The organism is Xanthomonas chitinilytica (assembly GCF_026107455.2).
Classification (GTDB): domain Bacteria; phylum Pseudomonadota; class Gammaproteobacteria; order Xanthomonadales; family Xanthomonadaceae; genus Stenotrophomonas; species Stenotrophomonas chitinilytica.
In genome coordinates this window covers 279,168-294,912 of sequence record NZ_JAPCHY010000001.1, presented here as the reverse complement: position 1 = coordinate 294,912, position 15,745 = coordinate 279,168, and the positions used below count along the sequence as shown (strand labels likewise).

The window sequence follows — 15,745 nt, the reverse complement described above, 5'->3', positions numbered from 1 at the left end:
TTCACTCCCGGATCACGACTGGAGAACCCGATGAAGCTGCGCATCCTGACCCTCGGCATCGCCGCCTCCCTGCTGGCCGCCTGCGGCAGCGAGCAGGGCGCCAAGACCGGCGCCGGCGAGGACAAGCTCCTCAACGTCTACAACTACTCGGACTACATCGCCGAGGACACCATCCCGGATTTCGAGAAGGCGACCGGGATCAAGGTCACCTACGACGTGTTCGACAGCGACGAGATGGTCGAGACCAAGCTGCTGACCGGCAACAGCGGTTACGACATCGTGGTGCCGACGCTGAACTTCTTCGGCCGCCAGATCCAGGCCGGTGTGTTCCTGCCGCTGGACAAGAGCAAGATCCCGAACCTGGCCAACCTCGATCCGGAGGTGATGAAGCGCATCGCCACCCAGGACCCGGGCAACGAGTACGGCGTGCCCTACATGATCGGCACCACCGGCATCGGCTACAACGTCGACAAGCTCAAGGAGCGCTTCGGCGGCAGCACCGACATCGCCGACAGCTGGGACCTGGTGTTCAAGCCGGAGAACATCGCCAGGATGAAGGACTGCGGGGTCACCCTCCTCGACACCCCGTCGGACATGATCCCGGTGGCGCTGCACTACCTGGGCGAGGACCCGCACAGCAACGACCCGGCGACGATCCAGAAGGCCGCCGACCTGCTCAAGTCGATCCGCCCCTACGTGCAGAACTTCCACTCCTCGCAGTACGTCGGCTCGCTGGCCAACGGCAGCACCTGCCTGGTGGTGGGCTGGTCGGGCGACATCATCCAGGCCCGCGACCGCGCCGAGGAGGCCGACAACGGCGTGGAAGTGGCCTATTCGATCCCGAAGGAGGGCGCGCCGCAGTGGTTCGACATGCTGGCGATCCCGAAGGACGCCAAGCACCCGGAAGCGGCCTACGCCTTCATCGACTACCTGCTGCAGCCGGAAGTGGCCGCGGCCAACACCAACTTCATCCACTACGCCAACCCGGTGAGCGCGGCCACGCCGCTGGTGGACGAGGCCATCCGCAACGACCCGACCATCTATCCGCCGGCGGACGTGGCGGCCAGGATGTTCACCTACGCCATCAACACCCCGGAAGTGGACAAGCTGTACACGCGGCTCTGGACCGAGATCAAGACCGGGCGCTGAGCCGGAAGAACCGGCTGCCGTTGCCCGCAGCAACGGCCGGCATCCGTTCCCACGGGTGCCGGCCACGGCTCCGCCCCTCGCCGTGGAGGGGCACGAGCCCGCCGTTCCCGCCGATATGCGACAGGGAGACGATGGATGCCGCCGTGCTTGCCGATCCGCCTTTCCGCATGCCGCCGGCTGCCTGACCGGCGCCTTGGCGTTGCCGGCGGCGTCGGCCCGGCACCCACGCGGCTTTCCGTTTCCGCGCTTCCCGCCGCCGCCCGGATGCTGGTTTGCGGCAATGCAGCAATCCTTTCCATTTGCGATCATGTACCGCCGGTAGTGTTGCCGGCGGGCATCGGGCGCGGGTGACCGTTTCCGCTTCCTTCGGGTCGAGAAGAGGCTTATGGCAGCAAGCGAGACAGCATCGGAACGCACCCCGGCCACGGCGGCCGGCGACGAGGGCTACCTGTCGCTGCAGGGCGTGCGCAAGGAGTTCGACGGCTTCGTGGCCGTGGACGACGTGTCGCTGCAGATCCGCAAGGGCGAGATCTTCGCGCTGCTGGGCGGGTCGGGCAGCGGCAAGTCGACGCTGCTGCGCTGCCTGGCCGGGTTCGAGACCCCGACCCGGGGGCGGATCTTCCTCGATGGCCAGCCGATCGACGAGCTGCCGCCGTACGAGCGCCCGATCAACATGATGTTCCAGTCCTACGCGCTGTTCCCGCACATGACCGTGGAGCAGAACATCGCCTTCGGCCTGAAGCAGGACGGCATGGCCAAGGACGCCATCGCCCGCCGCGTGGCCGAGATGCTGGAACTGGTGCAGCTGCAGCAGCTGGCCAGGCGCAAGCCGCACCAGCTCTCCGGCGGCCAGCAGCAGCGCGTGGCGCTGGCGCGCTCGCTGGCCAAGGGGCCGAAGCTGCTGCTGCTGGACGAGCCGATGGGCGCGCTGGACAAGAAGCTGCGCTCGAAGATGCAGCTGGAGCTGGTCAACATCATCGAGCAGTCCGGCGTCACCTGCGTCATGGTCACCCACGACCAGGAAGAGGCGATGACCATGGCCACCCGCATCGCGGTGATGGACCAGGGCTGGATCCAGCAGATCGGCAAGCCCGACGACATCTACGAGCAGCCGGCCAACCGCTTCGTCGCCGGCTTCATCGGCTCGGTGAACCTGATCGAGGGCGTGATCGACGAGGACCTGCCGGAATACGTCACCGTGCGCACCCCGGATTTCCCCGCGCCGATCTACATCGGCCACGGCATCACCGGCTACGAGGGCCAGCCGGTGTCCTTCGCGCTGCGCCCGGAAAAGGTGCACATCGGCAAGGACGAGCCGGAAGGCGACAACAACAAGGCGCGCGGCACGGTCGAGGACATCGCCTATTTCGGCAGCCACTCGGTCTACCACGTGCGCCTGCCCAGCGGTGCCAAGATCCTGTCCAACTTCGCCAACATGAAGCGCTGGGACAGCGACGGCATCACCTGGAACGACCAGGTCTGGGTGTCCTGGGACGACAACGACGGCGTGGTGCTGACCTCATGAACGCGGCCGGCTGGAAGCGCTGGTTGCCCGGTGCGCGCAGCGGCGTGATCGCGGTGCCGTACCTGTGGCTGCTGCTGTTCTTCGCGATCCCGTTCCTGATCGTGCTGAAGATCTCGTTCTCGCGGACGGCCATGGCCATGCCGCCGTACAGCGCGATCGTCGAGTACGTCGACAGCGCGCTGACGCTCAAGCTCAACCTGGGCAACTACGTGGCGCTGGTGACCGACAGCCAGTACGTGATGGCCTACCTGAGCTCGATCAGGATCGCGGTCGTCTCGACCCTGCTGACGCTGCTGATCGGCTATCCGATGGCCTACGTGATCTCGCGGATGTCGCCGTCGGCCCGCAACATCGCGATGATGCTGGTGGTGCTGCCGTCGTGGACCTCGTTCCTGATCCGGGTCTATGCCTGGATCGGCATCCTCGACAGCAACGGCATCCTCAACCGCTGGCTGATGGCCATCGGCGCGATCGAGCAGCCGCTGCGCATCCTCTACACCCCCACGGCCGCCTACATCGGCATCGTCTACTGCTACCTGCCGTTCATGGTGCTGCCGCTGTACGCCAACCTGGTCAAGCTGGACCATCGCCTGCTGGAGGCCGCCTACGACCTGGGCGCCCGGCCGTGGAAGGCGTTCCTGAAGATCACGTTGCCGCTGTCGCGCAGCGGCATCATCGCCGGCTGCATGCTGGTGATGATCCCGGCGGTGGGCGAGTTCGTCATCCCGGAAATGCTGGGTGGGCCGGACACGCTGATGATCGGCCGGGTGCTGTGGGGCGAGTTCTTCAACAACCGCGACTGGCCGGCCGCCGCGGCCGTGGCCATCGTCATGCTCGGCCTGCTGCTGGTCCCGATCCTGATCTTCAACCGCCACCAGCAGCGCGCGCTGGAAGGGAAGCTGACATGAGCATGGCGCGGCGCCGCCCATGGCTGGGCTGGGGTGTGCTGGCCCTGGGCTTCGGTTTCCTGTACCTGCCGATCCTGCTGCTGATGCTGTACTCGTTCAACTCGTCGCGGCTGGCGACGGTGTGGGCCGGGTTCTCGGTGAAGTGGTACGGCGAACTGTTCCGCGACCGGCAACTGCTGGAGGCGGCGTGGATCAGCCTGAAAGTCGCGTTCTGGACCGCCACCGCGGCGATGGTGATCGGCACCATGGCGGCGATGGCGATGACCCGCTTCAGGCGCTTTCCCAGCAAGACCCTGTTCGGCGCGCTGGTCACCGCGCCGCTGGTGATGCCCGAGGTCATCATCGGCCTGTCGATCCTGCTGATGCTGGTGTCGATGGGCGGGCTGTTCGGGCTGCCGTCCAAGGGCGTGGTGGCGATCTGGATCGCGCACGTCACCTTCACCATCTCCTTCGTCACCGTGGTGGTGTCCTCGCGCCTGCAGGAGCTGGACCGCTCGCTGGAAGAGGCGGCGATGGACCTGGGCGCCAACCGGCTCAAGGTGTTCTTCCAGATCACCCTGCCGATCATCGCCCCGGCGCTGGTGTCCGGCTGGCTGCTGGCGTTCACCCTGTCGCTGGACGACGTGGTGATCGCCAGCTTCGTCGCCGGCCCCAGCTCGACCACGCTGCCGATGAAGATCTTCGCCTCGGTGCGCATGGGCGTGAGCCCCAAGATCAATGCGCTGGCCACGCTGATGGTGCTGGCGGTGTCGATCGCCGCCGTGGCGGGCTGGTGGATCATGGCCCGCGCCGAGAAGCGCCGGCAGCGCGACATGGCGCTGGCGCAGCAGGAGAACGGTTGAAGGCCGTCCTGCGGCCGGCGCTGACGGGGACGACGGGACAGATCGCGGCCCTGCCGCCGCGGCCTGTCCGGACATCGACCTGGACAAAGCAACGAGGTTGCCGGTCGTCGGCAGCGAACGGCACGGCGGTTGCCTGCCGCCGTTCCCGCAGCGCGACGACCCCGGCGCGCCGTGCATGGACGCGCTGCTGGATCGCGATGACGCGCCTGCGCGAGCACGCGGCCACCGCAGCGGATGCCGGGACGCGTTGCGAGCGCGGGTAGCGCCGCGCTTGACGGCCCGCCAACGCGGTGTCGGCCACAATGCGGATGGATACAGGGAGCCAGCCATGATCGTCGAAACCGTCAACCCGGCCACGGGCAAGTCCGAATACCGCGTGCAGCTGATGGACGCGGGCGCCGTCGAACAGCGCCTGGCCGCCGCGGCGGCGGCGTTTCCGGACTGGGCCGCACGCGCGTTGGACGAGCGTGGCGCGCTGCTGCGCAAGGTGGGCGAGGGCCTGCGGCAGCGTCGCGAGGAGTTCCAGCGGACCATGACCGCCGAGATGGGCAAGCTGCGGCGCGAGGCGCTGGCCGAGGTCGACAAGTGCGCCGACGCCTGCGACTACTACGCCGAACATGCCGCCGGCTACCTGCAGCCGCAGCAGATCCGGACCGAGGCGCGGCGCAGCTACGTGCGCTACGAGCCGATCGGCTGCGTGCTGGCGGTGATGCCGTGGAACTTCCCGGTGTGGCAGGTGTTCCGCTTCCTGGCGCCGACGCTGATGGCCGGCAACGTGGCGCTGCTCAAGCACGCCAGCAACGTGCCGCGCTGCGCCGACCTGATCGGCGACGTGGTGCGCGCGGCCGGCGTGCCGCAGGGCGTGTTCGACGTGCTGCACATCGACAACGACCAGGCCGCCGGGGTGCTGCGCGACCGCAGGGTCAAGGCGGTGACGCTGACCGGCAGCGAGCGCGCCGGGCGTTCCATCGCCGCCAACGCCGGCGACCAGCTCAAGAAGTGCGTGATGGAACTGGGCGGCAGCGACGCCTTCGTGGTGCTGGAGGATGCCGACCTGGAGGCGACGGTGGCCGCGGCGGTGAAGTCGCGCTTCGACAATGCCGGGCAGACCTGCATCGCCGCCAAGCGCTTCATCGTGGTCGAGGCGGTGGCCGACGCGTTCGTGCGGCGGTTCGTCGAGGCGGCGCGCCAGCGCGTGCCCGGCGATCCGCAGCAGGACGCCACCACGCTGGCGCCGATGGCGCGCGCCGACCTGCGCGACGAACTGCACAAGCAGGTGCGGGCCAGCGTCGCCAAGGGGGCGGAGGTGCTGCTCGGCGGCGAGCCGGTGGCGGACTCGCATGCCGCCTATCCGGCCTCGATCCTGGACCGGGTGGGGCCGGGCATGCCGGCCTACGAGGAGGAACTGTTCGGGCCGGTGGCGGCGGTCATCCGCGTGGCCGACGAGGCCGAGGCGATACGCGTGGCCAACGACACCACGTTCGGCCTGGGCGGCAGCGTGTGGACCGGCGACCCGCAGCGCGGCGAGCGGCTGGCGCAGCAGCTGCAGTGCGGCGCGGCCTTCGTCAACGCCATCGTCCGCAGCGACGTGCGCCTGCCGTTCGGCGGCAGCAAGCGTTCCGGTTTCGGCCGCGAACTGGCCGAGCACGGCATCCACGAGTTCACCAACATCAAGACGGTCTACGTGGCGTAGGATGGCGCTTGCCGCTCGTTGCAGGGGCGGCGCTGCGTGGCCTCGGGCCATTGGCCGCGATGAAGCTTCCCCGGGACAGCCTGCCGCGATTCACGCCGTTCCTACAGCCACTTCGCGCGCTTGAACAGGCGGTACAGGCCGATGCAGATCGCGCCGACGCCGACGATCACGGCCGGATAGGCCCAGGGCTGCTGCAGCTCCGGCATGTTCTGGAAATTCATGCCGTACCAGCTGGTGATCAGGGTGGGAGCGGCCAGCAGCGCCGCCCAGGCGCCCAGGCGCTTGACCGTCTCGCCCTGGGCCAGGGTGACCAGCGACAGGTTCACGCTGAGCGCGGTGCCGAGCATGTCGCGCAGGGTGTCGATGGCATCGTTGATGCGCAGCACGTGGTCGTGCACGTCGCGCAGGTAGAGCCGCACTTCTTCGCGGATCAGCTGGCCCTGCGCGACCTGGCTGCGCATCAGCTGGGCCAGCACGTCCTGCAGCGGCGAGACCGCCACCCGCATGTAGGTCAGGTCGCGCTTGAGGTCGTACAGGCGCACGACGACGGCGCGGCGGTAGGTGTCGGAGAAGATGTCGCGTTCCAGCGCATGCAGGCTGTCGCGGTGCTCGTCGACGATCGGCAGGTAGTTGTCGACGATGAAGTCGAGCACCGCGTACAGCGCCATCGCCGGCCCCAGCCGCAGCAGCTCCGGCTCGCGTTCCATGCGGCTGCGTGCCGCCGCATAGGACAACGAGGCGCCGTGGCGCACGGTCATCAGGAAGCGCGTGCCGAGGAAGGCGTGGGTCTCGCCGTAGCGGATGTGGCCATCGACCATCTGCGCGGTATGCAGCGCCAGGAACAGGGTGTCGCCGTAGGCTTCCACCTTGGGGCGCTGGTGCGCGTTGCGTGCGTCCTCCACCGCCAGCGCATGCAGGCCCAGTTCTTCCTGCAACAGGGCCAGGATCGCGTCGGACGGCTCGTACAACCCGACCCAGGCGAACCCCGGCGCATCCTCGGCCAGCTTGTCGCTCAGTTGTTCCAGCGACAGGTCGTGGCGGCGGCCCTGGGCGTCGTACCAGGCGCAATTGACGACGCAGGCGGGATTGGCGGGCGTGGCGTTGGCATCCATTGGGGCATCCTGCGCTGGATGCAGCGTGCGCGGCAAGTGTTCGGATTGCCGGCGGAGGAAGGCCGGCCCGCTGCGTGCAGCGCCTACGAAAGGCGACGTCCCAGGGACAGTGCCAGGGCCAGGTGCAGCGGCAACAGCAGCACGATCCATTGCACGTTGAACTGCGGCTGGAACGAAAGCCAGTGGATCATCAGCGTGCCACTGGCCATGGCCGCCACCAGCCACAGCAGGGCGCCGAACCAGCGGCCGGGCCGGCGCCCGCGCAGCAGCGTCCAGGCGCCGGGCAGCAGGGCCAGGCACAGCGGGTTCAGCAGCAGCAGGTTGCGGTTGGCCCAGGCCGCCTGGTGGGTGGTGAAGCCCCACAGGTAGGCGAGCAGCAGGCCGCCGGCACCGCACAGCAGCCAGAACGGCAGGGCGCAGCCGGCGAGCAGGCGCGGCCGCCGGCGTGCGGTGAAGACGGCCGCGGCCAGCGCCAACCCGCACAGCAGCCAGGGCCACCAGCGGCGGATTTTTTCCGGCGGCTCGGGTGCGATGCGGTGCGGCAGCAGTTCCTGCTCGGCCTGCACCAGTGGCCGGCCGTCGCTGTTGCGTGCCTGGCGCAGGCTGTCGGCCAGGCGCATCGGCACGAACGCTTCCTGCCAGCGCGACAGCGGCTGGTCGGCATACGGTCCCAGGCCCAGGTCGAAGCCCAGCCACATCCACGTCGCCGGCGAGGCCAGCCGCACCGATTCGCTGCGGTAGGTGTTGCCGCGCGAGCGGCCGGACAGCTGCGAGTGCAGCGCGCCGCCCATGGCCTGGTCGATGGCGTCGCGCACCATCGTGGCGCAGTTGGCGGTGAAGTAGTCGTAGCGGTAGCGGGCGTTTTCCGGGCGGGCGCGCTCGGCCAGCGAGTCGGCCAGCGCACGCGCCTGTTCCGGCCGCAGGTCCAGCCATTGGAGGCTGGCGCCGCGGCCGCTGTCGCGGTACTGGGCGAGGTCCTGCTCCAGCGGCAGCGCCACCAGGTAGTACATCATCTCGCCCTGCACGAAGCGGCCGACGAAATCCTCCTCGCCCGGGTCGAAGTAGCCGAAGTTGTAGGAAATCGCGCCGCCGTACGGGTCGGCCACGACGATGGCGTCATGGCCGAAGCGTTCGAAGAAGATCTCGCCCGGCTGCATCGTCACCACGCCGATACGCGGTGCGGGCACGCCGGCACCGGCGTCGGCCGCCGGGGCCTGCGCCGCGCAGGCGAAGGACAGCAGCAACGCCAGCAACGCCGTGCAGGCCGTCAGCAGCGATCGTGGCAACGCGATGCCGGTCAATCTTCGGCCTGCGCGTCGGGCGCCAACACGGTGACGTGGAAGGCCTGCACGCGCCGCGCGTCGGCCCGCGCCACGCGGAACACGAAGCGGTCCAGGGTCAGCTCGTCGCCGGTCTCCGGCAGGTGGCCGATGGCCTCGGTGACCAGCCCGCCGATGGTGTCGTAGTCGTCGTCGGGGAAGTCGGCGCCGAAGCGCTCGTTGAAATCGCCGATCGCGGTCAGCGCGTCCACCACGTACTGGCCGTCGGCCTGGATCGCGATCTGCGCGGTGTGGTCCTCGGCCTCGTCGTGCTCGTCGTCGATCTCGCCGACGATCTGCTCCAGCACGTCCTCGATGGTGACCAGCCCGGCGACGCCGCCGTATTCGTCGACCACGATGGCCATGTGGTTGCGCGAGAGCCGGAACTCCTTGAGCAGCACGTTGAGCTTCTTGGACTCGGGAATCAGCACCGCCGGCCGCAGCAGTTCGCGCACGTTGCCCGGGCCGTTGTCGGCGACCACGCCACGCAGCAGGTCCTTGGCCAGCAGGATGCCCAGCACTTCGTCCTTGTTCTCGCCATGCACCGGGAAGCGCGAATGGCCGGATTCGACCACCTGCTTCATCAGGTCGAGGAAGCGGCCTTCGGCCGGCAACGAGACCATCTGCGAGCGCGAGACCATCACGTCGCCGACGGTGAGGTCGGCCACCGAGATCGCGCCTTCCATCATGCGCAGGGTATCGGCGGCGATCAGCCCGTCCTGCTGGGCCGTGTGCAGCACGGCGACCAGCTCGTCGCGGGTATGGGGTTCGCCGGAGAAGGCCGCGGTCAGGCGCTCGAGCCAGCTGCGTTTCTTTTCCGCAGGCTCCGGGAGGGTACTACTGTCGTCTTCTGACATCTCGTGGGGAAACGGCGCCCGGCGGACCGGGCGATGCCGGCAAGTCTAGCAGGATGTCCGCCGGTGCCGGCATCAGCCGGCCGGCGCGGTCGTCGTCGTCGGCACGGCGGCCGGTTCGCCTTCTTCCGGATCGGCGGGCGGATCGTCCTCGGCGGGCAGGTCCAGGCTGTAGGTGCAGCCGGCCAGGGTCTTGCCGGGATGCGACTTGACGTTGGAGACGCTGAGGATCACCGATTCGATCAGCGCTTCGCCGGTCTTGGCGTCGATCACGTCGCGGCTGACCAGTTCGCGCCCGTACATGACCTTGTCCGGGGTATCGACCCCTTCCTCCAGCTCCAGCTCGCGGGCCAGCGGCCGCGGGTCGGGCAGGTCCAGCAGGGCGACGATGGTGGCGCCGGCCATGGCGATGTGGTCGCTGTCGTGGCCGAACACCGTGACCGGCGTATTCAGACGGTACTCGGCCATGAACAGGTTGGTCTGCGGCAGCGGCTGCCAGCCCAGCGCCACCGCCTTGAGCGGGTCGGCGACGATCGGCGCCAGCTGCGCGAAGTCGCTGACGCCCTGGCGGCATTCGATCAGTGCCGGCAGGTCCGGTACGGCAGCGGCGGGTTCCGACGCCAGTGCGGCGGGCGTGCCCGGCAGGCACAGCAGCGGCAGGATGACGGCGGCACGCATCAGCGCTCTCCGGCGTACGGGTCGCCGATGCCCAGTTCGGCCAGGATCTCGCGTTCCAGCTGCTCCATCGCCTCGGCCTCCCTCTCGTCCTCGTGGTCCCAGCCGAGCAGGTGCAGCACGCCATGCACGGTCAGGTGCGCGTAGTGCGCGGCGAGCGGCTTGCCCTGTTCGGCGGCCTCGCGCGCGACCACCGGGGCGCAGATCACCAGATCGCCGAGCAGCGGGAACTTCACGCCCTTGGGCAGGCCTTCGGGTATCTCCGCCGGGAAGCTCAGCACGTTGGTGGCGTAGTCCTTGCCGCGGTAATGGCGGTTGAGCGAACGCCCTTCCTTGGCATCGACGATGCGTATCGCCAGGTCGGCCTCGCGGATGCGTCCGTCCAGGGCGGCGGCCACCCAGCGCCGGAAACTGACGGCGGCGGGAATGCCGGCGCGGGGCAGGGCGTAGTTGACGGCGACGTCGAGCCGCACGGGACCACGGGTCATGGGGTCGCTCCGGGTTGCAGGCGGTGCAGGTCGCGGCGGTCGTAGGCGCTGACGATGCGCGCCACCAGCGGGTGGCGGACCACGTCGCGCGATTCGAAGAAGGTGAAGCTGACGCCGTCGACGTCGCGCAGCACGTCCACCGCGTCGCGCAGGCCGGACTTGACGTGCTTGGGCAGGTCGATCTGGGTCAGGTCGCCGGTGACCACGGCGGTGGAGCCGAAGCCCAGCCGGGTCAGGAACATCTTCATCTGCTCGATGGTGGTGTTCTGCGCTTCGTCCAGGATCACGTAGGCGTCGTTGAGGGTGCGGCCGCGCATGTAGGCCAGCGGCGCGATCTCGATGACGTTCTTCTCCAGCAGCTTGACCACCTTCTCCACGCCCAGCATCTCGTACAGGGCGTCATACAGCGGGCGCAGGTAGGGATCGACCTTCTGGGTCAGGTCGCCGGGCAGGAAACCGAGCTTCTCGCCGGCCTCCACCGCCGGGCGCACCAGGATCAGCCGCTGCACCCGCGATTCATTCAGCGCCTCGACCGCGCTGGCCACGGCCAGGAAGGTCTTGCCGGTGCCGGCCGGGCCGATGCCGAAGTTGATGTCGTGGGTGGCGATCTGGTGCAGGTACTTGGACTGGTTGGCGCCGCGTCCGCGCACGGTGCCGCGCTTGACCTTGATCGCCACTTCCTGCGCCTCGTAGGCGCGCTCGGCCACCTGTTCGAGGTTGGCCTGGTTCAGCCGCAGGTGGATGGCGTGGCTGTCGAACACGGTGTCGCCGGCTTCCGCATACAGCGACTGGATCAGCTTCTCCGCTTCGGCGGCGGCCTTCTTCGGGCCGGTCACGCGGAACACGTGGCCGCGGTTGGCGATCTCCACGCCCAGCTTCAGTTCGATCTGGCGCAGGTGCTCGTCGAACGGGCCGGCCAGGTTGGCCAGGCGCTCGTTGTCGGCGGGATCGAGGGTGAAGTCGTGTTGCACGGATGCAGTCATCGGCATGGAGGGCGTCGCCGCGATGGCGCGACGGCGCGCGGGCAATGGGGGAGGGAAAGGGTAGCGCGGTGCTCCTGGAACAGCCAGCGGTCCCCCGCGAGGGCAGGAAGGGTGCGGCCGAATGCCGCATGGAAGCGGCTACCGCAATGCCGGTGACCAGGCATCGAGATCAGGAGCCGCCATGCCCCGGCGTGGAACTGCTCTGGCCCTGAATGCGTGTTTGTTCTCCTGCAGGGGCGACGAAGGTGCACTTGCTCGCGGGAGTGTCCCGCGCCCCTTCCACCGCAGGCAGGTCGTCGGTATTGCAGGCGATGCGGGCGCACGCATCTCAGCGTGGGGTGGAACGTGTGCCAGCTCAGGGGCAGGTCCCAGCGATCAGGCCACACGAGACATGGCTTCAATCCCAAGTCTCGCACGAGACCTGCCGCCCGTCCCGATAGCAGCGGTTGTCGTCGCGGATGCACTGGTGGCAGGCATCGCGCGGAATGTGGATCGTTTGCGGATCTGCTCCGGCAATGGAGCCGGAGTGGCGGTGGACAGCGGCGTGGTCCTTCGCATGGTAACGGTCGATCACCCTGAAAGTGGGGCGATGGACTTCGGGTCGTCGGTTGAGGTGGTGGTCATGCACGCATTCGTCGTCCAGCAGCCATCCTTGGATGGATTTCAGCGAAGCGGCATCGCAGATGTCGTCGACGGTTCGCATCGCATATATCTGCGCAACCTCTGCGTTGACAGGGCGCATCGTGTAGGCCCGGCTCCTGTCTCGCCCTACATCGTATGCAACGGTCCTGAAGCTGGGGCGGTGCAGGCCCTGCGCCAGGTTCAAGCGGCGGTCGTAGACGCAGCGATTGTCGATCATGAAGGAGCCTTCGCTGCGCAATGACGAGGGGTGGCAGACCACATGTGCTGAATTGCCGAGGTAAACGCTGCGACGGTCGCGTGCGATATCGTGGGTGATGATCTTGAACGATCCCGGGTGGGCACCCTCCACGGGGTGAACCCCCAGATAGACCTGCACAGCGTCCCTGGAATAGTCGTATTTCAGGACGCGGAAGCTGGCAGGGTCTGCGCCCTGGATGGGCTTGTCGTGAAAGTAGGCGCGATGCCGGTCTTTGGCGAACTTCCGACTCAGGGCCTTGAATGTGGGTGCATCCGCATCGACGATTTCCCTGCGCGGCGTCTTTCTGCCAAACGGCGTGAAATAGACCTTGTCCCCTTCCACTTCGTACTTGGCGCAGCCGGCGATGGCGGTGAACACGATGGCGCCCAGTAGTGCCTTGAGAAAAACGTGACGCATCTGTTTCCGCTCCTTCGGAATGGCTGCCGGATCCATTCAATCATCCTGTCCGGTTGCATGCACCTGCAGGGGCAGTGCAGGTCCCGTCGTTGCGGAGGACAGTCCGCCGGTCGAACGATGGCGCGAGACGGCACGCCCTCCCGGCGCGGCCAAGCCAATGGCAGGGTTCTCCACAGCGGATGTGGATGCAGGCTGGATGAAGCTGTGGATAACCGCATGCGCCCCAACGCCGGCGGGGCTTTCGTGTGTGTGGCGAAAAAATGACCGGCCCGCGCGAGGCGGGCCGGGTACTTCAATCCGGCGTCGCCACCCGCCCGCGCAGCGAGTTGCTCAGCGCCTCGGTGATCACCACGTCGACGAACCGGCCGATCAGCCGCGGGTGGCCGGGGAAGTTCACCGAACGCATGTTCTCGGTCTTGCCGGTCAGCTCGTTCGGATCCTTTCTGGATGGGCCTTCCACCAGCACGGTCTGCACGCTGCCGACCATCCGTCGCGAGATGCCGGCGGCGTATTCGTTGATGTGCGCCTGCAGGCGCGACAGCCGGGCATGCTTCTCTTCGTCGCTGGTGGTGTCTTCCAGGTCCGCGGCGGGGGTGCCGGGGCGGCGCGAATAGATGAAGGAGAAGCTCTGGTCGAAACCGACGTCCTCGATCAGCTTCATGGTCTTCTCGAAGTCGGCCTCGGTCTCGCCGGGGAAGCCGACGATGAAGTCCGAGCTGATCGAGATGTCCGGGCGCACCGCGCGCAGCTTGCGGATCTTGGACTTGAATTCCAGCGCGGTGTAGCCGCGCTTCATCGCCGACAGCACGCGGTCGCTGCCGGCCTGCACCGGCAGGTGCAGGTAGTTGGCCAGCTGCGGCACGTCGCGGTAGGCGTCCACCAGCGAATCGCTGAACTCCAGCGGGTGCGAGGTGGTGAAGCGGATGCGGCCGATGCCATCGATCTCGGCGATGGCGCGGATCAGCAGGCCCAGGTCGGCATATTGCACGTCTTCGCTCGCGCCAAGGCCCTCGCACGCGCCGTCGCCATAGGGGCCGCGGTAGGCGTTGACGTTCTGGCCGAGCAGGTTGATCTCGCGCACGCCCTGTGCGGCCAGTTGCGCGCACTCGACCAGCACGTCCTCGAACGGGCGGCTGACCTCGGTGCCGCGGGTGTAGGGCACCACGCAGAACGAGCAGTATTTGGAGCAGCCTTCCATGATCGAGACGAACGCCGACGGGCCCTCTGCGCGCGGCTCGGGCAGGCGGTCGAACTTCTCGATCTCGGGGAAGCTGATGTCCACCTGCGGCTTGTTCTGTTCGCGGCGGGCGCGGATCAGCTCGGGCAGGCGGTGCAGGGTCTGCGGGCCGAACACCAGGTCCACGTAGGGCGCGCGCTTGACGATGGCTTCGCCTTCCTGCGAGGCCACGCAGCCGCCGACGCCGATGATGACGTCGCGACCATTGCCCTTCAGCGCCTTCCAGCGGCCGAGCTGGCTGAACACCTTCTCCTGCGCCTTCTCGCGGATCGAGCAGGTGTTGACCAGCACCACGTCGGCTTCCTCCGGGTTGTCGGTCAGCTCCAGTCCCTCGCTGGCGGCCAGCACGTCGGCCATCTTGGCCGAGTCGTACTCGTTCATCTGGCAACCGTGGGTCTTGATGTAGAGCTTGCCGCGCACGGCGCCGGCGACCTGCGGCTTGCTGCCGGGCAGGGGAATCAGTTCGGGGGAGGTCATTTCGATGGCAGGCGCGGCGGAGCCGGCCGTGGTCGGCAGGGGAGAAGCTGGCGTCCCGGGCATGGCGCTTATTCCAGACGGGTGGGCGGGCAGGCAGCCGGAGGGCTGCGGTGAACCGCACATTGTAAGGGCCCCGGCGGCCCTGCGGTGGCCGCGGTCGCGGACGGGGCTGGACCTCCCGATATTCGGCCTTTCGCATCAGACACTTGGCAACGGCCGGCGAAGTTGGGACACTCGCCGCCATGAAGGGGATGCTGGGGATTTGGGGGCTGTTGATCGCCACGCTGTCGGCTGCGCCGGCCAGCGCCGGTACGCTGTACAAGTGCGTCGGCGGCGACGGCATTCCCAGCTACGTCAGCAAGCGGGTCAGCGGCGCCAGCTGCAGCGTGGTCAGCAGCTATACCCCCGGGCGCGGTCGACCGGCGCGGCCGGCGGCAGCCCCGGCAGCCGCGAAAGCCGAGGCGGTCGCCCCGAACGCATCGGCGGCCCCGACCGCGGCATCGGCGGCCTCCACCACACTGGCGCCCACCCCGAGCCCGGCCCCGGCCACGCCGAAGGCGCAGCGCGTGGTCACCGGGCAGGTCTACTCCTACATGAAGGATGGCGTGCGCCACTACACCAGCGCCCGGCCGCAGCAGGTGGCCAGCCTGGGCGAGGTCCGCACCATCCGCTACAGCTTCATCGAGCGCTGCTATGCCTGCGGCGCCAATCCGGGGGTCAACTTCGGCTCGGTGCGGCTCAACACCACGGCCTACCAGAACGAGATCGCCGCGGCCGCGCGCGAATTCGGGGTCGAGGAAGCGGTGGTGCGCGCGGTGATCCATGCCGAGTCGGCCTTCAATCCGACCGCACTCAGCCGCGCCGGCGCGCAGGGCCTGATGCAGCTGATGCCGCCCACCGCCCGCCGCTTCGGCGTCACCGATTCCTACGATGCGAGCCAGAACATCCGCGGCGGCGTGCAGTACCTGTCGTGGCTGCTGAAGCGCTTCAACGGCAACCTGACCCTGGCGGCGGCCGGCTACAACGCCGGCGAGGGGGCGGTGGACCGGCATGGCGGGGTGCCGCCGTACCGCGAGACCCAGTACTACGTGCAGCGGGTGGCGCTGCTGGCCGACCGCTACCGCGGCGCGCTGGCGTCGGCGCAGTAACCGCTTGCACCCGCCGCCACGGACGATGCGGCATCCTG

The 15,745-nt window shown here is 68.3% G+C and carries 14 protein-coding genes; 6 read left to right on the top strand and 8 right to left on the bottom strand.

Annotation, left to right across the window (positions count from 1 at the left end):
- Window positions 1-30 precede the first annotated feature (30 nt).
- From OK345_RS01320 to OK345_RS01300, 5 genes are all read left to right on the top strand, one after another.
- Entirely contained in the window at window positions 31-1,149 is a 1,119-nt protein-coding gene (locus OK345_RS01320) for a polyamine ABC transporter substrate-binding protein (protein WP_265126092.1), read from the top strand.
- Between the two features lie 385 nt (window positions 1,150-1,534).
- Window positions 1,535-2,674 carry an ABC transporter ATP-binding protein gene (locus OK345_RS01315; protein WP_265126091.1) on the top strand — a complete coding sequence of 380 codons (1,140 nt, stop codon included), beginning with the start codon at window positions 1,535-1,537 and terminating at the stop codon, window positions 2,672-2,674.
- Complete coding sequence (locus OK345_RS01310; RefSeq protein WP_265126090.1) at window positions 2,671-3,582, top strand: ABC transporter permease subunit; 912 nt, start codon at window positions 2,671-2,673, stop codon at window positions 3,580-3,582. The genes OK345_RS01315 and OK345_RS01310 overlap by 4 nt, the downstream gene beginning before the upstream one ends.
- Window positions 3,579-4,424, top strand: a complete 846-nt coding sequence (locus OK345_RS01305) for an ABC transporter permease subunit (protein WP_265126089.1) — start codon at window positions 3,579-3,581, stop codon at window positions 4,422-4,424. Before OK345_RS01310 ends, OK345_RS01305 begins: the two co-directional genes overlap by 4 nt.
- Window positions 4,425-4,752: 328 nt before the next feature.
- The gene (locus OK345_RS01300) at window positions 4,753-6,117 is read left to right on the top strand and encodes an NAD-dependent succinate-semialdehyde dehydrogenase (RefSeq protein WP_265126088.1); all 1,365 of its coding nucleotides are present in this window, start codon (window positions 4,753-4,755) and stop codon (window positions 6,115-6,117) included.
- A 101-nt stretch (window positions 6,118-6,218) separates the two neighbouring features.
- Here OK345_RS01300 and OK345_RS01295 read toward each other — a convergent pair whose 3' ends face one another.
- The 8 genes from OK345_RS01295 to miaB all read right to left on the bottom strand — a co-directional run bounded on the left by OK345_RS01295 (window position 6,219) and on the right by miaB (window position 14,622).
- The gene (locus OK345_RS01295) at window positions 6,219-7,229 is read right to left on the bottom strand and encodes a magnesium and cobalt transport protein CorA (RefSeq protein ID WP_265126087.1); all 1,011 of its coding nucleotides are present in this window, start codon (window positions 7,227-7,229) and stop codon (window positions 6,219-6,221) included.
- 83 nt (window positions 7,230-7,312) lie between these two features.
- Window positions 7,313-8,515 carry a lipoprotein N-acyltransferase Lnb domain-containing protein gene (locus tag OK345_RS01290; protein WP_265154830.1) on the bottom strand — a complete coding sequence of 401 codons (1,203 nt, stop codon included), beginning with the start codon at window positions 8,513-8,515 and terminating at the stop codon, window positions 7,313-7,315.
- 11 nt (window positions 8,516-8,526) lie between these two features.
- On the bottom strand, window positions 8,527-9,405 hold the full coding sequence (locus tag OK345_RS01285; RefSeq protein WP_265126086.1) for a CorC family transporter: 879 nt from the start codon (window positions 9,403-9,405) through the stop codon (window positions 8,527-8,529).
- A 72-nt stretch (window positions 9,406-9,477) separates the two neighbouring features.
- Window positions 9,478-10,080, bottom strand: a complete 603-nt coding sequence (locus OK345_RS01280; RefSeq protein WP_265126085.1) for a hypothetical protein — start codon at window positions 10,078-10,080, stop codon at window positions 9,478-9,480.
- A complete protein-coding gene (gene ybeY / locus OK345_RS01275; RefSeq protein ID WP_265126084.1) occupies window positions 10,080-10,565 on the bottom strand; it encodes an rRNA maturation RNase YbeY in 486 nt (161 codons plus the stop codon). Before ybeY ends, OK345_RS01280 begins: the two co-directional genes overlap by 1 nt.
- Window positions 10,562-11,548 (bottom strand): PhoH family protein, encoded by a 987-nt coding sequence (locus tag OK345_RS01270; RefSeq protein ID WP_265126083.1) that lies wholly within the window; start codon window positions 11,546-11,548, stop codon window positions 10,562-10,564. Before OK345_RS01270 ends, ybeY begins: the two co-directional genes overlap by 4 nt.
- 397 nt (window positions 11,549-11,945) lie before the next feature.
- The gene (locus tag OK345_RS01265) at window positions 11,946-12,881 is read right to left on the bottom strand and encodes a DKNYY domain-containing protein (protein WP_265126082.1); all 936 of its coding nucleotides are present in this window, start codon (window positions 12,879-12,881) and stop codon (window positions 11,946-11,948) included.
- 256 nt (window positions 12,882-13,137) lie between these two features.
- Window positions 13,138-14,622: a tRNA (N6-isopentenyl adenosine(37)-C2)-methylthiotransferase MiaB gene (gene miaB, locus OK345_RS01260; RefSeq protein WP_425510933.1), complete on the bottom strand. Its 1,485-nt coding sequence runs from the start codon at window positions 14,620-14,622 to the stop codon at window positions 13,138-13,140.
- A 179-nt stretch (window positions 14,623-14,801) separates the two neighbouring features.
- On the opposite strand from miaB, the gene OK345_RS01255 reads away from it, so the two are divergent.
- Window positions 14,802-15,707 (top strand): lytic transglycosylase domain-containing protein, encoded by a 906-nt coding sequence (locus OK345_RS01255; protein ID WP_265126080.1) that lies wholly within the window; start codon window positions 14,802-14,804, stop codon window positions 15,705-15,707.
- Window positions 15,708-15,745 lie beyond the last annotated feature (38 nt).

What these genes read in the sequence shown, in the direction of transcription:
- OK345_RS01285 (WP_265126086.1), bottom strand. Translation starts at nt 9,405, where the DNA reads ATGTCAGAAGACGACAGTAGTACCCTCCCGGAGCCTGCGGAAAAGAAA.
- OK345_RS01320 (WP_265126092.1), top strand. Translation starts at nt 31, where the DNA reads ATGAAGCTGCGCATCCTGACCCTCGGCATCGCCGCCTCCCTGCTGGCC.
- OK345_RS01270 (WP_265126083.1), bottom strand. Translation starts at nt 11,548, where the DNA reads ATGACTGCATCCGTGCAACACGACTTCACCCTCGATCCCGCCGACAAC.
- OK345_RS01305 (WP_265126089.1), top strand. Translation starts at nt 3,579, where the DNA reads ATGAGCATGGCGCGGCGCCGCCCATGGCTGGGCTGGGGTGTGCTGGCC.
- OK345_RS01265 (WP_265126082.1), bottom strand. Translation starts at nt 12,881, where the DNA reads ATGGATCCGGCAGCCATTCCGAAGGAGCGGAAACAGATGCGTCACGTT.
- miaB (WP_425510933.1), bottom strand. Translation starts at nt 14,622, where the DNA reads ATGCCCGGGACGCCAGCTTCTCCCCTGCCGACCACGGCCGGCTCCGCC.
- OK345_RS01315 (WP_265126091.1), top strand. Translation starts at nt 1,535, where the DNA reads ATGGCAGCAAGCGAGACAGCATCGGAACGCACCCCGGCCACGGCGGCC.
- OK345_RS01310 (WP_265126090.1), top strand. Translation starts at nt 2,671, where the DNA reads ATGAACGCGGCCGGCTGGAAGCGCTGGTTGCCCGGTGCGCGCAGCGGC.
- ybeY (WP_265126084.1), bottom strand. Translation starts at nt 10,565, where the DNA reads ATGACCCGTGGTCCCGTGCGGCTCGACGTCGCCGTCAACTACGCCCTG.
- OK345_RS01255 (WP_265126080.1), top strand. Translation starts at nt 14,802, where the DNA reads ATGAAGGGGATGCTGGGGATTTGGGGGCTGTTGATCGCCACGCTGTCG.
- OK345_RS01280 (WP_265126085.1), bottom strand. Translation starts at nt 10,080, where the DNA reads ATGCGTGCCGCCGTCATCCTGCCGCTGCTGTGCCTGCCGGGCACGCCC.
- OK345_RS01295 (WP_265126087.1), bottom strand. Translation starts at nt 7,229, where the DNA reads ATGGATGCCAACGCCACGCCCGCCAATCCCGCCTGCGTCGTCAATTGC.
- OK345_RS01300 (WP_265126088.1), top strand. Translation starts at nt 4,753, where the DNA reads ATGATCGTCGAAACCGTCAACCCGGCCACGGGCAAGTCCGAATACCGC.